Genomic DNA, 15,902 nt, shown 5'->3' with positions numbered 1-15,902 from the left:
CGCGGGGCCTGTTTGTTGCTCTCTCAATCCCCCAGTCCCGGCGGGTTAATCTCGGAATGGGCAATCTTCTCGTCGCTCTCCGCCCAGCGATCCAACACCTGCAGATAACTGCCGTTGGCGATGGCGCTGTTGAGCGAAGCCTGCACCGCGTCCACCAGGCTGTTGCCTTTCTTCAGCGTGACGGCGATGTTGGCGGTCTTCGGCCAGCCGCCGGGCACGATGCCCACCAGCCGGGTTTTACCGGTCAGCCGCGCCTGATAAGCGCCGGAGACGTTGGGCCCGAAGGTGGCGTCGGCGCGGCCGGACTGAATGGCCAGCGTGGAGGCGGCCTTATCGGTGACGTACACCGGCTGCAGCGGCGCTAATCCCTTGGCGCGGTTCTCCTTGTCCCAGGCCAGCAGCACCGCTTCCTGATTGGTGCCGGAATCGACGATGATCTTTTTACCGGCGATATCCGGCGCCGTTTTGATCTGGGTGATTTTACTGTCGGACTTGACGTAGAAGCCCAGCGTATCCTGCCGATAGGTGGCGAAATCGAATTTGGTTTTGCGTTCGTTGGTCACGGTGATGTTGTAAACCGCGGCGTCATATTTGCCGGAGGCCACCCCCAGCGGCCAGTCTTCCCACGACGTGGGCACCAGCCTGAGTTTCAGCCCCAAACCGTCGGCCAGCAGGCGCGCGATGTCCGCCTCGCTGCCGATCACCGTTTTATTGTCGCGGGCGTACAGGCCGAACGGCGGGCCGCTGCCCAGCAGGGAAATGGCCACCGTCAGCGTGCCGGGTTCCACGAACCGGAAGCCGGCGGGGATTTTGGCCACGGCTTCGGCGCTCTTCACCGTGTGGATCGGCGTTTCGTTGGCGACGAGATCCACGCCCGGTGCGGCGGCGGCGGAAAAACTCAGCAGCGCCGCAATCACTATCATCTTTTTGCTATATATCATTATGTTAATTACCTTCATTATTATGGATGTCACACGGTCGTTGCACTATCTCTAAAGGCTGCAGATCTGTGAACGAACAAAATCAACTAACCAATCTTGGAAAAATCATGAGGCGCCTCTGGCGGCGCTGAATCGATCGAGGATGAACCATGCCGTCGCGTTTCGCTACGTTGGGCCGCATACCGCGCGGCGTGTGGGTATTGGGTGGCGTGAGCCTGCTGATGGACGTTTCCTCGGAAATGATCCATAGCCTGTTGCCGCTGTTTATGGCGACGACGCTCGGCGCCAGCGTGATTGTCATCGGTCTGATCGAAGGGCTGGCGGAGGCGACGGCGTTGATCGTCAAGGTGTTCTCCGGCGTGCTCAGCGATTACCTCGGCAAACGCAAAGGGCTGGCGCTGCTGGGCTACGGGTTGGGCGCCATCAGCAAACCGTTTTTCGCCATCGCGTCGTCGTCCGGCATGGTGATGAGCGCGCGCCTGCTGGATCGCGTGGGCAAAGGCATTCGCGGGGCGCCGCGTGATGCCCTGGTGGCCGACGTGACGCCGCCGGAAATTCGCGGCGCGGCTTTCGGGCTGCGCCAGTCGCTGGATACCGTCGGCGCCTTTTTAGGGCCGCTGCTGGCCGTCGGTCTGATGCTGCTGTGGCACAACGATTTTCGCGCCATCTTCTGGGTGGCGGCGATCCCGGCGGCGCTGGCGATTGCGCTGCTGTTTTTCGGCCTGAAAGAGCCGGCCGCCGCGATAACCCACAAGCGCACCAACCCGATCACTCGCGCCAACCTGCGGCTGCTGGGGCGCAGCTATTGGTGGGTGGTGAGCATCGGCGCGATCTTCACGCTGGCGCGCTTCAGTGAAGCATTCCTGGTGTTGAAGGCGCAGCAGGGCGGCACGCCGCTGGCGCTGATCCCGCTGGTGATGGTCGCCATGAATCTGGTCTACGCCTGCTCGGCCTATCCGTTCGGAAAACTGTCCGACCGCATGAGCCATGAAGGATTGCTGAAAGCCGGGTTGCTGGTGCTGATCGCCGCCGACCTGGTATTGGCGCTGAGCGATCATTGGGGCGGGGTGCTTTTTGGCGTCGCGCTGTGGGGCGTGCACATGGGCATGACCCAGGGGCTATTGGCGGCGATGGTGGCACATACCGCGCCGGCGCACCTGCGCGGCACCGCGTTCGGCATGTTCAATCTGATCAGCGGCGTGGCGCTGCTGCTGGCGAGTCTGGGAGCCGGAACCCTGTGGGAGCTGTTCGGTTCCGCCTCCACCTTCTACGCCGGGGCGCTCATCTGCGTGGTGACGCTTATCGGCATGAAGCTGGCGCCGTTCGGCGAACGGCGGCCGTGAAAGCGGCGGCGCTCAACGCCGCCGTGCGGTTTACGCCGGATGGGCGTCATTTTCGTTGCCGCCAATCGCCAGGTAATCCGTGTAGATTTGCGGCGCGCCGGAGAACGACGCCAGTGTTTTCCACTCGTCGTACATGCGTTCGGTGTCCTGATGCTCGGCCACGAACCTGAGCGCTTGCTCGGTTGAGACATCGAGCTCCGGATGGAACGCGTTGAGCGACGCCAGACTTTCAATGATCAGCATCACCGCGTATTGGTCCAGCCGGTTGCCGCTCTGGCCCTTCAGCAGGTGAAACTTCCAGCCCGGGTAGTCTTCCACGCGGTGGATGTTGTCGGTAATGAACCGTTCAAACCGCTCGGGCGAGACGCCCGCTTTAAGCGCCAGGTTATGAATGCCGATGACACGCTGAATGCTTTCCTTCCCTGGTTCGCTGCGGTAATTGGGGCCGGACGGCAATGAACTGCGGCTATTCTCGGCCACCAGACGGTAACAGGTGTAAAGGGTCGGCAGTTCGGCGAAGGTCGCGAAGGTTTTCCACTCCTCAATCAGCGCGGCGGCCTCCGGACGCTGCCGCCAAAAGGCGTGCGCCTCGTCGGTCAGCTCGCCGTTGCCGTCGATATAGCGCGCGTAGGTGGCGGCGTCTTTAGCCTGATAAACCATCAGGTACTGATTTTCACGCTCGCCGCGCAGGCCGCGCAGCAGCGTCCATCGCCAGCCGGGATAGGCCGGGATGGCGACGCCTTTACGGCGAACGAACGCTTCGAAACGATCCGAGGCGACGCCCCGTTTCAGGTTGATTCCCACGTAGTGCAGGGAGAAAACCGGCGTGGTTGATGCATGCATTAAACGATCCTCGCAAGTTAAGTTAGTGAGATGTGTTCGTCACGGCTTTGGCGCTGATGCTGACCAGCAACAGGCACAGCAACGTGCAGCCGAAAGCCAGGGCCAGGCTGGTGTAATTGGCGATAAAACCGATCAGCGCCGGGCCGGTTAATAAGCCGAGATAGCCGACCAGCGTCACGGCCGGAAACGCCTGGCCGGGCGGCACCTGTTTTTGATTGCCGACGGCGTTGAACAGAATGGGAACGATGTTGGCGATGCCCAGGCCGGCGAGCATCAACCCGCCAAAGGCGGCCGATGCCAGAGGGACGGTGACGGTCAACAGCACGCCTGCCGCGGCGCACAGGCTGCCGAGCAGCAGAGTGCGGTAGCGCCCGATTGCGCCGATCAGCCTGTCGCCATACAGCCGCCCGCAGGCCACGGCGACGGCGTACAGCGTGAACCCGATCCCCGCCTGCGATTTGGCCACGCCGCGCTCGGCATGCAGGAATAATGCCGACCAGTCGAGCATCGCCCCCTCGGTCAGGAACACGAAGAAACAGAGCAGGGCGATAAACAGGATCTTGCCGTGGGCCAGCGCCCACCGCGCGCCGCCCCGTCGCCGCTCGCCGATGCCGCCGTGCGCCAGTAAATCGCCGGCGACGATCAGCAGCAGGATCGCGATGAGGAGGGCGATCAGGCCGATGGCCTGGACCGGGGCGAGGCCCGCCAGCAGCAACAGACTGACGCCGCCGGCGCCGGCAATGCCGCCAAGGCTGTAGAAGCCATGAAAACCGGACATTTTCGCCTGGCCGCTCTCCCGCTCGACGATTATCGCCTGTGAGTTCATCGCCACATCCATGATGCCGTTGACGGCGCCAAATACCCCCAATGCCGCCCCCATCAACAGCGGAGCATCGAGTAACGCCAACAGCGGCAAGTCGATGCACAGCAAGGCGCCAGCGCCCAGCAACACGGCGCGGCACCCCAGTTTGGCGATCAGATACCCGGCGAAGGGCATGATCGCCATGGAGCCGGCGGCGAGGCAAAACAGCAGCAAACCGAGCGCGCCGTCATCGATGCCCAATCGCGCTTTCACGAAAGGGATCAACGGCGCCCAGGCGGCCATGCCCAACCCGGCGAGGAAGAAGATCGCTCGGGTGGCGATTTGCCGGCGATGATTCTCTGCGGCCTCGCCGGTTAGCCAAGGCAGCATCATGACGATCGGCTCTGCGCGACGGACAGATAATCGGTATAAATCTGCGGTGAACCGGAAAATGACGCCAGTTGCTTCCACTCTTCATACATTTGCTTGGTGTCGCGATGCGCTTTGGCGAAGGTTGCCGCTTCGGCGGTGGCGATATCGGGCTCCGGATAGAACACGTCCAGCGCCGCCAGGCTGACGATTTCCATCATCACCGCGTACTGGTCGAGCCGATTGCCGCGCTCTCCCTTCAGCAAGTGAAACTTCCAGCCCGGATAATCCTCAATGCGATGGTGATTTTCGGCGATAAAGCGTTCGAATTGCGCCGGGGTCACGCCTTCGCGCAGCGCCAGATTGTGGATGCCGATAATGCGCGCCTCGGGCGGTTCGCCCGGCCGTTCCCGGTAGCGCGGACCGGGCGGCACGTCGCTTTTTCTGTTCTCAGCCAGCAGGCGATAATCGCTGAACAGCGTCGGCAGCAGGCTGTAGGTGCCCAGTTTTCGCCACTCGGCGAGGATTTCCTGCGCGGCGGCATGCCGCCGCCAGAATTCGTGCGCGTGCGCCGTTCGCTGCCCGGTGGCGGTGACGTAACGATCGCGCTGCTCGGCGCTGTCAATCTCGTACAGCATCAGGTATTGCCCGACGCGTTCGCCGCGCAGGCCGCGCAGCAACGTCCAGCGCCAGCCGGGATAACAGGGGATATGCACGCCTTGTTCGCGCACGAAGGTTTCAAACTGTTGTGGCGTGACGCCGGCTTCGGTATCGATGCCGATGTAATAGAAGCTGAATACCGGTTTGGGATCGGAGACTGTCGTCGTCATCTTTCACTCCTGATTGGCGAATGCGGCGGAAAATTGGGTATTGATAATGGCTTCGACCAGCGTGACGCCGATGGGCGTGAGCGTCACGCACGGGCCATCGACGGTGACCAGCGCTTTATCCACCAGGATTTTCAACGTGCGGCGGATGACCGGGTTAGCAAACAGGCTGTTGCCGTCAAAGCGCCGTTTAAACACCCGATCGTCCACCGGCAGCAAGGTGGAGAGCGCCATTTTGAAGGCGTTCACTTCACGCTGGATCGGGGAGAAACCGCGGCTTTCCTCGATGGGCAGGCGGTCTTGGTTGAGCGCCTCCTTGTACTTCTTGTAACCGGTGATGTTGATGGCTTCGGATCGCGTCGATTTGGAGCTGCCGCCCAAACCGATCGCCACTTCCGGATACTGCTTGTCGAGATCGGTGATGAGCGATTTCCACTTTTCCGGCTGTTGATCATTGCGGTGAAAGTACATGGTGGGGTGTTCGGTATAGCCGCCATTCAGGTAGTTCTCGACCAGCTCGCGCATTTGGTACTGTTTGCCCAGCCCAGGGAAGCGCAGGTTGTTGATGCTGATCAGCCCCTTTTTCTGCCACAGGCTTTCGCGCTCGCCCGAGACACCGGTGCGATTTTTAATAAACTCATCCATGTGCAGCTTGGTGCAGACGACGTGCGACAGATTCAGCTCGAGGGTTTTTTCCATGTCGTATTTCACGTCGTCCACGCTTTGGCCCAGCATGCCGTAAATGAGATCCACGCTGACCCAATCAATGCCGAGCGCGCGCGCATGATGAATGGTCTCCACGCACTCTTCGGCCGAGTGCATGCGCCCGCAGGCGGTGATGATGTCGTCATTGAAGGATTGGGTGCCGAAACTGATTTTGCTGAAGCCGAGCTCTTTCAGCAGCGCCAGATAGGCTTTGTTCAGGGTGCCGGGCTCCCCTTCGAAGCGCAGGGTGGCGTTGGCGAAGTTAAAGTGGCTGAAGTAGAAGGCCATCATGCGGCGCAGTTCCGGCTCCGGCAGCAAGGACGGCGTGCCGCCAAAGACGTTGAATTCACCGATTTCCACTTCGGCCAGGCTGGGCACGCGCGCCAGCCACATTTGCGCCTCCTTGATGTTGAAATCGACCAAATCGCGGAATACCGCCTGAGAGGCGGGCGCCTTGGGATTGAGGATCACCGTGGGGTACTGACAAAAATGGCAGCGATAGCGGCAGGTCGGGATATAGGCCCAGAGGTGGATTTTGCCCGCCTGGCGAATGTCGGCCTCCATATCGGCAAAAAAAGCGGCCAGCGGGTAATCGACGAGATCGCCGGGGAACACGTGACAGCCGAACGGATCCTTATGGACGTACTCCAGAAAGGCCCGGTTTTCCGGTTGCGCCAGGAACGCGTTCACCCGCGGCGTGGGATAGTTTTCATCGATATCCAGCAATGAGTGCAAGGCTTCGTCGTTCATCAGAATACCCCTCCGTTGCCGAAATAGTTGTGGGCTTCGCCGGACTCGCGGTCTTCACAGAAGTAATAAACAAAGCGGGTGAAATCCTCGTCTTTGACCGTATCGAAGCAGGCCGGCAATGCGGGCGGGAAGCCGATATCATCACCGACGGCGCGCCGCATGGCGGCAAACAGCGCATCGCGAAATTCGAGGTAGAGCCGATAGGCGGGGGTTTTATAGGCATGGATCGGTTTGAAATCGATGATGCGCATCTCGTGTTTCAACTCGTGAATGCGGCGGTAGAGGCTGTCGGCCAGCGGGCCGGAGAAGAAATCGCGCACTTCGCTGTTTTCCAACAGCAGATACGGATTGAGCAGCACCGGCAGTAAGATATTCTTTGGCGTGTAGTCCTTGACCGAGTAGTCCCAGGCCTGTTTCGCCTCCGCCGGCGTGGCGTCCGCCAGCGCGGTTTTCTGCCGCTCAACGTCCGGCCGGACATCCTTCATGATAATGATGCCGTCCTTGCCATAGGCGATGCCGTTGATCACCTCATCGAGAATGGTGTCCACCCGGCGGCTGTTGATCTCAACGTAAGCATGGCGAGCGTAAACCGGCTTGCCGCCGTAGGCGATGACCTTAATGCCGAAGTCCCAGTCGTCGGACAGGTGTTCGACAAAGCGGCCATGGTTGAGCTGGTAGAAGATTTCGATGCCGCCTACCGCGTCATACAGGCTGCGCTCCACCCCGAACCCTTTGCCGTCGGGGAAGCCGCCGAACAGGGAGAACGAAAATTCGCGCAGACGCAGCGTTTTTTGGATCTCGCGGAACAGGTTGGGGCGGTGCTCAAACTCTGCGGGAGGGTAGTAATAGTTGCAGGTGCCCAGGTCGCCTTGTTGCTCGATCATGGTATTCACCAGCTCGTAAAGCCAAAATGCATCCACGGTGCAATCGGCATCGGCGGAAACGATATAGTGCTTGCGTTTATTTCCCAGCCGGCTGTCGCGGGCTTTAGAACGCAGCGACGCATAGTCCATGCCGCGTTTTCTGGCCGAGGAGACACCCTGCACCGTTTCGGCGATAACATGAATGGCCATAGCCGGATGCCTTTCACTAAACGCGTTTATTTTAGCGACGGAATCATCGGTGGAGTTGTTATCAACGACAATCAGTTCGTAAGTGTCGTGGGTGATTAATTCATTCTTGGTGTGCTGATTGAACAGCGAAAGTAAAACCGCCTCAATACGGTCGCTTTCATTATAAACGGGCAGTACGACAGACACAAAAACAGTATCACGCATAGATCCTCCAAGGGCTAATGAAAGTCCACAGTTAGAAATGGCTTGTCTGAAAATGAAATGTCACGTCATTCGATGATTAGCTGATATTTAAGAACTCCATGACGTTGTTGGATAAAATCCGCTTGCCCAGCGCGTAATTCTTTTCCGCCACGCGTTTCATCTTCTCCTTATTATTAATGAACCGGTAGACTTGCTGGATGAATTCGTCGTTCGGCGGCCCATCCTGTAACTCGGAGATCGGCATGACGGGCGCTTCAAACCCATGCCGGCCGTAGACCTCGTGATAATATTCGTAGCGAGTGGTGATATAGCAACGGCGGCAACTGATCGCTTCGCCGATAGGATTGCCATAGCTATCATAATCATACGAGGTGAGAAAAGAGACCAGGTCGCAAGAGTGATAGAGGTCCTCTATGCAAAACGCGTCGTTTTCCGAGCGCATATCGACATGGGGAAGCATGCCGACGAATTTGACATAGGGGAGAACATTCAGTTCCTGCGCCAATTTGGCGAGTTGCAGATAACATGACGGATTTTCATATTCATTGCCGGCGATCGCCAAATAGGCGCGTCGCGTGTTGTGGTCGCGGATAAATAAATCGTTAAGCCGGCTGATAAGCACAATATCGCGATCCAATCTTTTCTGAGGGATGATGCGGGTGGTTCTGGCAATGAGAAGATCATTGTCGCGAATATTCATCTGCTTTCTGACATTCGTTCTATCATGACTGTCCGAGAAGTCATAGGTATTTTTCTTTACCTCGACATGGACATCATGATTGCACCAGGCCTCCAGCTTTTGCTTAAGATCGTGATTGAGCGTGACATAGGTAATGTATTTTGAAGGGATAGGTTTGATGGCGTGAGAATAAGGCGGCGGGCCGTATTTGAGCACCTTTTTCTCGCTGTTCCACATCAGGTCGTGATCGCGCCAGATGACGAAACGCGTCAGTCGATAACGTCGGCCATAATCTTCGATCGCCAGATACAGCGCTTTGGTATAGATGATGTTTTCCGGCAGCGTGCCGTTTTCCACCACCACATGGCTGATTGCGAGCGCTTCCCATTGGGCGATGAGGCGATCCGCCAGCTGCCGCGCCGTCAACGCGATGGTATGCAACAAAGCGGTTTTTTCTTGCTCGTCAATGGGCGTTTTCTGGCCGATCAACGCCGCGTGCGCGTAGTCGAGAAAGGCGGGGTGGTAATCTGGAATCGACGTGATGTCGTCCAGGCGGACCAGCGTAAAGACATCGCGGTAGATGTCATGCTCATGCTGATAGGGTTTATTAAAGTTTCCCTTATCAATCTTGATATCGTATCCCAGATCAAGATAAGAGCGAAATCCACAGGCTTGCAGTCGTTTGGCAATCTTCATTGCTTCCACCGTGATCCCCGAGACCGAGACGGCATCGAACGAAATGAACATTGCATTCTTCTCTTGCCTTTCGTGCATCGCAGTACCTCCTGCTATTATTTGTAGTGCATTGATTTAAATTAACTATTTCTTAACAAGTCTCCGGTAACGTTCCCAATTGAGTGGAAAAAAAATCGTTTTGACGCTCTGGAATACACTCAAATCTGACAGAACGGAAGCTTAACCGTTCAAAAATGTAAAGATACGTTTATGCTTTGTGAGGGCTCTCACAAATATTCCGGTGCGGGAGGCGTGAAACAAGCAGAGGAAAAGAGGGGGGATCAAGCCCCCCGAATGTGGGGCATGCGATGCCGATTTAACGATTCGCCGTGCCGCCTTCGGCAGGCTGAAGTATCGCCTGCAGCAGCGTCGGCACCTGCTGGGATCCCACCGCCGGGCTGAACAAAAACCCCTGGCCGATATGGAAACCGGCTTCGCACAGCGTTTGGCGCTGCTGCTCGGTTTCCACGCCTTCGGCGATGATATCGATCGACAGCTTTTGACCGAGAATGCCGATGCTTTCCACGATCGCCAGGATCGCCGGTTCGGTGTTCATGCGTTGAATGAAGTCGCAGTCCAGCTTAATGCAGTCCAGCGGGTAGTCCATGATATGGCTGAACGAGGAGTGGCCGGTGCCGAAGTCGTCCAGCGCGATACGGATACCCATCTCTTTGAGCATGTGCAGCGCGCGCAGTACGTATTTCGAACCGTGCTTGTTGAACGCGTGTTCGGTCACTTCCAGTTCGATCAGGTGGTGGGGAATGTGGAACTTCAGCAGGCGTTGCAGGAAGGTTTCGGCGTAGTTGTCGCGTAAAAACTCGATCGGCGACACGTTCAGCGAAACGGGCCGCACCGCCACGCCGGCCGCGCGCCAGCGGGCGATATCGGCGAAGACTTTCAGCTGCATGGCTTCGCTGATTTTGGTCGCCAGTTCATAGTCGTTGAAGGCCTCGCTGACCGTCGCCGGCAGTTGTATGCCGTTTTGCGGGCAATGCCAGCGCAGCAGCGCTTCGAAGCCGACGATGCTGCCGTCGGCGAGGCTGACCTTCGGCTGGTAGTTGGGGCGAATGCAATTATCGCGCACGATCTGGCGCGCGTAGTTGAGCTGACTGGCGCGGGCGCGGGCTTTGTCCATCATCTTGCTGTCGAACATGTAGACGCCGCCGCGGCCGCCTTCTTTCAGTTCATACAGCGCGGTATCGGCGCACTTCATCAGCTCTGACGCATCGCGGGCATCTTTGGGATAGATGGCGCCACCGATGCTCATGCCGCAATGCAACGTCTTGCCGCCGTGGGTGATCGGCGTCTCCAGCTGCAGCAGAAACTTGTTGGCGATGCGGAAAATATCCTGCTCGTTTTCAACGTCGCTGATCACGACGGCGAACTCGTCGCCGCCGAGGCGAGAGACGAACGAATGGGTATTCATGCAGGCGCTCAGCCTTTTGCCCAGTACCCGCAGCAGATGATCGCCCGCCGCGTGGCCCAGCGTATCGTTCACCAGTTTGAAATGGTCAAGATCCAGCAGCATCAGCCCGAGCGACTTGTTGCCATGCAGGGCGCGCTTCATCTCTTGCTTCAGCTTTTTCTTGAAGAGGCGCCGGTTGGGCAGGCCGGTCAGTTCGTCATACTCGCTGGCAAGCAGCAGGCGTTGCTCCATCACGCGCTGCGACGTCACATCCCGTGAGACGCACAAGATCTCGGCCACGGCCCCGTGCTCATCGCTGACGGGAGAGAGGATGTTGTCCCAATGCTGTTTTTTGCCCTGCGGCGTCACGCTCAATCCCGCGAAGCGCGCATTCTTACCGGCTTTGACGCTGCGCAACGCTTTGCTGCCGCGGCGGCGAACTTCGGGCGACAACAGCCCCAGCCAGGGCATGCCAAACTCTTTTTGCGCCGGATCGAGGCCGAGCGCCAGGCTGCCGGAGCGGTTCATGTGGCGCAGCGTGCCGTCGCGATTGATCACTTTGATGCAGTCAACGCTGGCGTCCAGCATGTCTTGCTGGATAGAGAGCGCCTGAACGTTTTGCTGGCGTTGCAGCATTTGCGGATGGATGTCGGTAGCGGTGAGGTACCAGCTGGGCTCCAGCGCCTTGCCGTCCTGGCGGGCGTTAAACGCCAGCATAAACCACCGGTAGGCGCCGCTGCGCTCGCGCAGACGGGCTTCGCCGGCGAACGAGGAGAGGGCAACGATGGCCTGGCGCCATTGCGCGGCCAGGCGTTCGCGATCGTCAGGGTGCAGGGCCTCGAGCCAGTCTGCGGCGCCGTGCTCACCGGCGATTGCGCCGGTATAGTCGCGCCACTGCTTGTTGAAGTAACCGCCAAGGCGGTTGCCGAAGCAGATCAGACCCGGCAAGTCGTCTACGATTTCGCTGTAGAGGTCGATCGGATTTTTGTTATTGGTCTGCTCGGGCAACAGGCTCATGCGGTATTTCCTCGGAAAATTACCCATATTCTTGCTCTATAGCAGAGCCTCTTTCAATATAGTCTTGCCAATGAAAATGGGAATAGCCAGCGGGCGCGGCTAAAAATCGGCCTGGTAGCATGAAATAGATTACGCAAGAACGCATTAGGAATACTCCTGTTATTTATAAGCCCCTCTTATATTGCATCGAAAAATAAGTGCTCCGACCAGGCGGTTTAATAACCGCAAAAAAGTAATCAAACCTGATGTTTCTTTTTGAGAAAATGTTCAGTCTTTCTGCTGTTCTTTCACTCGTCATACCGCCTCTCTTATGCATCATGACTGACAAAATCCGCATGCCGGGCGGTAAAAAGCGCCATGTTATGCCCGGTTCAGCGGTGGCCGACGCACCTGTCGCCGACGTTTGCGGTGAAAGTTATGATGCAAATCAAGAAATGTTTTGTTTCATCTGTTGACACTTTGCTTACGTATAAGATAGCCTTGCGAATGAAAATCATTAACAAAACTGGATGATTTAGCGGGATGCACTCACAGCCTGATTCTCGCGCTTCGGCCGGATGGCCGAGCCGTGCCGGTATAACGGCGCCGGGTTTATCGCCGGCAAACGTACATTCGCCACCTGTCTGCACTTCTGCGCCCTAAGCGTATGGGGTGGTGACATCTTCATGTCCGCACGCCCGAATTTTTATCACTCAGCCTGTTTTATGCGGCCCGCGTCGGGCAGGCATGCGTTATCTGTCGTTTCACGATCATAGGAGGTTTCAGCGCGGTTAAAACGTCAGTTTTCTTCTGGGTATAAATAAACATGGAGCGTAAAATGATACTTAATAAAAAATTGAAGTTAGCGTATTGCGTGTTTCTGGGTTGTTATGGCTTGTCTCTTCATTCATCTCTTGCCGCTTATCGGGAACCAGGACAATTAGGTTCACCCGACAGTTGGAAAACCGCAGAATTTAATCGCCAATGGGGGATTGAGGCTATTTCCGCCGAGTTCGCCTATGCCAGAGGCTATACCGGAAAAGGCGTGACGATTGGCGTTATTGATGATGCCATTCTCTCATCCGGAATTCGCCGGTAAACTGACGCGGCTGGATAACGGCAGCTATAATTTCTCGTATGATAAACAAGATAATATGTCATTCGGCACGCATGGCACGCATGTCGCCGGTATTGCAGCCGCCAAAAGAGACGGCTCCGGTATGCATGGCGTCGCCTACGACGCGGACATTATCGGCGCCAAGTTGAACGACTTCGGCAATCGCAACGGCCGCGAAGAACTGCTCCAGAGCCCAGCCCGGGTTATCAATAACAGCTGGGGGATCCCACCGGCGGTCAGAAAGGATGCCAATGGCAACACCATTTGGCTGCCGAACGGGAGGCCTGACTATGTGGCGTGGGTGAAAACCGACGTCATCAATGAAGTGATGCGCAATAAGTCCAACCTGGAATGGGGCAGCGAGCAACCCGTGCCCACCGGCGGGCACAGCGCCATGGCGACGCTGCTGCGCGCCGCCAAGCATGGCAAACTGATCGTTTTCTCGGCAGGCAATTACAATAACTACAATATTCCTGAGGCGCAAAAGTCACTTCCCTATGCTTTCCCTGAGGTATTAAACAATTATCTGATCGTGACCAATCTGAGTAATAACGATAAGTTAAGCGTTTCCTCAACCAGCTGCGGACATACGGCCAGTTTTTGCGTGTCAGCGCCGGGCAGCAGTATTTACAGCAGCGTAGGGGAGCTGGTTTCCAATACCGGCGGGGCGGTTAACCGCGAAGCCTATAATAAGGGCGAGCTGACGGTTAAACCCGATTACGGAAATATGTCGGGCACCTCAATGGCGGCGCCGCACGTCACCGGATTTGCCGCCGTATTGATGCAGCGCTTCCCTTATATGAGCGCCGCTCAAATATCCGCGGTCATCAAAACCACCGCCACCGATTTAGGTGAGGCCGGCATTGATCATTTATTCGGCTGGGGCCGCGTCAATTTACGCGATGCGATCAACGGGCCGAAGATGTTTATCACCCAAGAGGATATTCCGCAGGAATTCTATGTGCCGGGTTCCTACAGTGAAAAACAGTTTGTGGTGAATATCCCCGGTCTGGGGAATATCGTCGAAGCCGGAACCCCGGTTGAGCGGCGTTGCACGTCGGCCGAATGCGACTTCGATTCGTGGAGCAATGACATCCGCGGCCACGGCGGGTTGACCAAAACGGGCGCCGGTACGCTGGCGCTGTTGGGCAATAATACTTACAGCGGTGACACCTGGGTGAAACAGGGCGTACTGGCGATCAACGGTTCGGTGGCGTCCAATGTCTATATCGAAAATAGCGGCACGCTGGCTGGCGACGGCACGGTGGGGGCGTTCAGAGCGGTTCGGGGCGGCAGCGTGACGCCGGGAAATGGCATCGGTACGCTGCACGTGTTGCATGACGCCGTGTTTGATCGCGGCTCGCAGTATAACGTCGAGGTCGCAGACAATGGCCGCAGCGATAAAATCGAAGCGCGGCGCGCTTTCCTCTACGGCGGCAGTGTGAACGTCAGCCTGGAGCACAGCAAAAACCTGCTGTCGCAAAATGAGGCGCAAAGCCTGCTGGGCAACAAATACACCATCCTGACGACGACGGATGGCGTGACCGGCCGCTTCGAAAACGCCAATCCTTCGTATCCGTTTGTCAATGTGACGCTGGACTATCAGGGCAATGACGTCGGCCTTGGGATCACGCGCACCGCCGCCCGTTTTGACAGCCTGGCCAGCACCGAGAACGAGAAAGCGGTCGCCCGTGCGGTGGAAACGCTCAACGCCACGGAACCGGTCACGGAAACGGCCAAACGCAGCGTCGCGGCGCCTACCGCTGAAGCGCTAACCGCACTGCAGGGTGTTGAAGGCGAGGCGACAGCCGTTACCGAAGCGACGAGCCCCGTGGCCGGCCATCCGGTTTATGAAAGCTTCCTCGGCTTCACTTCGGCCAGAGAATTGCAGCAGGCGACCCGTCAACTGTCCGGCCAGATCCACGCGGATATGGCTTCCACCCAGATCAACGAAAGCCGTAATCTGCGCGATACCGCCACCGAGCGTTTGCGCCAGGCTGAAGGCCGCCGCACCGCTTCCGATATCAAAGCGGATGATAATGGCGCATGGGCGAAACTGCTGGGCAACTGGGGGCATGCTTCCGGCAACAACAACGCCACCGGTTACCAGACATCCACCTATGGCGTGCTGTTGGGTCTGGACAGTGAACTGTTTGACGACGGCCGGCTGGGCGTGATGACCGGGTATACCCGCACGTCGCTGGATGGCGGCTATCAGTCAGATGCTCACAGCGACAACTACCATCTGGGGCTGTACGGCGACAAACGTTTCGGCGCGTTGGCGCTGCGAGCGGGCGGCACCTATACCTGGCATCGCATCGACACGTCGCGCTCGGTAAACTACGGCGCGCAGGCGGATCGCGAAAAGGCCCGCTATAACGCGCGCACCGGTCAGCTGTTTATCGAAAGCGGTTACGATTGGAGCAACGACGTGGTCAATCTTGAGCCGTTCGTCAACCTGGCGTACACCCACTATCGCAACGAGGGGATCAACGAGCAAGGCGGGGCGGCGGCGCTGCGCGGCGATAAGCAAAGTCAGTCCGCCACCGCTTCGACGCTGGGCCTGCGCGCCGATACGCAATGGCAGACCGACAGCGTGGCGATCGCGCTGCGCGGCGAGCTGGGTTGGCAACATCAGTACGGCAAGCTGGAGCGTAAAACACAGCTGATGTTCAAACGCAGCGATGCGGCGTTCGACGTGAACAGCGTCCCCGTTTCCCGTGACGGGGCGGTTCTGAAGGCGGGCGTCGATGTTTGGGTTAACAAAAACGCCGTGTTGTCCCTCGGTTACGGCGGGCAATTGTCGTCCAACCATCAGGACAATAGCGTCAATGCCGGTCTGACCTGGCGCTTCTGATAGCCGTTGATCCGTTTCACGCTACTCAGCCCCCATCGCAACGATGGGGGCTTTTTATGGGGCGCGCGGAAGCGACAGGCCGGGCGGCGGTGTCTTCACAGGATAAAGGCGCGTTAGAACAGGATGTTTCTAATTCTTTTGGTTAGAAAAATTGATGATAATCATCTGAAATGACTAAAAGGATTTAGGCCGAAACATGGAATTTCTCTTCATTTTATTATTTTTTACCTTATACATATCAATTGCCTGTGAGTAT

General features: G+C 57.6%; 11 protein-coding genes. 3 read left to right on the top strand and 8 right to left on the bottom strand.

Going from position 1 to position 15,902, the window contains the following annotated elements:
* Positions 1 to 23 precede the first annotated feature (23 nt).
* Complete coding sequence (locus tag H7A77_RS10915; RefSeq protein WP_182074171.1) at positions 24 to 941, bottom strand: ABC transporter substrate-binding protein; 918 nt, start codon at positions 939 to 941, stop codon at positions 24 to 26.
* Between the two features lie 149 nt (positions 942 to 1,090).
* Between H7A77_RS10915 and H7A77_RS10910 the strand changes: the two genes are divergently transcribed.
* Positions 1,091 to 2,284 (top strand): MFS transporter, encoded by a 1,194-nt coding sequence (locus H7A77_RS10910; protein ID WP_149542910.1) that lies wholly within the window; start codon positions 1,091 to 1,093, stop codon positions 2,282 to 2,284.
* Between the two features lie 30 nt (positions 2,285 to 2,314).
* Here H7A77_RS10910 and H7A77_RS10905 read toward each other — a convergent pair whose 3' ends face one another.
* The 7 genes from H7A77_RS10905 to H7A77_RS10875 form a co-directional block, all read right to left on the bottom strand.
* The gene (locus tag H7A77_RS10905) at positions 2,315 to 3,127 is read right to left on the bottom strand and encodes a hypothetical protein (protein WP_072627656.1); all 813 of its coding nucleotides are present in this window, start codon (positions 3,125 to 3,127) and stop codon (positions 2,315 to 2,317) included.
* A gap of 22 nt (positions 3,128 to 3,149) precedes the next feature.
* Positions 3,150 to 4,322 (bottom strand): MFS transporter, encoded by a 1,173-nt coding sequence (locus H7A77_RS10900; RefSeq protein ID WP_182074170.1) that lies wholly within the window; start codon positions 4,320 to 4,322, stop codon positions 3,150 to 3,152.
* Positions 4,319 to 5,128: a hypothetical protein gene (locus tag H7A77_RS10895; protein WP_015377860.1), complete on the bottom strand. Its 810-nt coding sequence runs from the start codon at positions 5,126 to 5,128 to the stop codon at positions 4,319 to 4,321. The genes H7A77_RS10900 and H7A77_RS10895 overlap by 4 nt, the downstream gene beginning before the upstream one ends.
* Before the next feature lie 3 nt (positions 5,129 to 5,131).
* Positions 5,132 to 6,580 carry a radical SAM protein gene (locus H7A77_RS10890; protein ID WP_142075508.1) on the bottom strand — a complete coding sequence of 483 codons (1,449 nt, stop codon included), beginning with the start codon at positions 6,578 to 6,580 and terminating at the stop codon, positions 5,132 to 5,134.
* The gene (locus H7A77_RS10885) at positions 6,580 to 7,857 is read right to left on the bottom strand and encodes a glycosyltransferase family 2 protein (RefSeq protein WP_042784486.1); all 1,278 of its coding nucleotides are present in this window, start codon (positions 7,855 to 7,857) and stop codon (positions 6,580 to 6,582) included. The genes H7A77_RS10890 and H7A77_RS10885 overlap by 1 nt, the downstream gene beginning before the upstream one ends.
* A 76-nt stretch (positions 7,858 to 7,933) precedes the next feature.
* On the bottom strand, positions 7,934 to 9,310 hold the full coding sequence (locus H7A77_RS10880) for a glycosyl transferase family 2 (protein WP_182074169.1): 1,377 nt from the start codon (positions 9,308 to 9,310) through the stop codon (positions 7,934 to 7,936).
* Between the two features lie 277 nt (positions 9,311 to 9,587).
* On the bottom strand, positions 9,588 to 11,693 hold the full coding sequence (locus H7A77_RS10875) for a bifunctional diguanylate cyclase/phosphodiesterase (protein WP_033650416.1): 2,106 nt from the start codon (positions 11,691 to 11,693) through the stop codon (positions 9,588 to 9,590).
* A gap of 817 nt (positions 11,694 to 12,510) precedes the next feature.
* On the opposite strand from H7A77_RS10875, the gene H7A77_RS25590 reads away from it, so the two are divergent.
* Positions 12,511 to 12,771 (top strand): hypothetical protein, encoded by a 261-nt coding sequence (locus H7A77_RS25590; protein ID WP_255443863.1) that lies wholly within the window; start codon positions 12,511 to 12,513, stop codon positions 12,769 to 12,771.
* On the top strand, positions 12,737 to 15,646 hold the full coding sequence (locus H7A77_RS10870; RefSeq protein WP_255443862.1) for an autotransporter domain-containing protein: 2,910 nt from the start codon (positions 12,737 to 12,739) through the stop codon (positions 15,644 to 15,646). Before H7A77_RS25590 ends, H7A77_RS10870 begins: the two co-directional genes overlap by 35 nt.
* The last annotated feature ends 256 nt before the right edge of the window (positions 15,647 to 15,902 follow it).

The organism is Serratia sp. ME47 (assembly GCF_903970925.1).
In the GTDB taxonomy this organism is placed as follows: Bacteria; Pseudomonadota; Gammaproteobacteria; order Enterobacterales; family Enterobacteriaceae; genus Serratia; species Serratia ureilytica.
The sequence above is the reverse complement of the archived record's forward strand: the minus strand, read 5'-3'. Positions and strand labels throughout refer to the sequence as shown.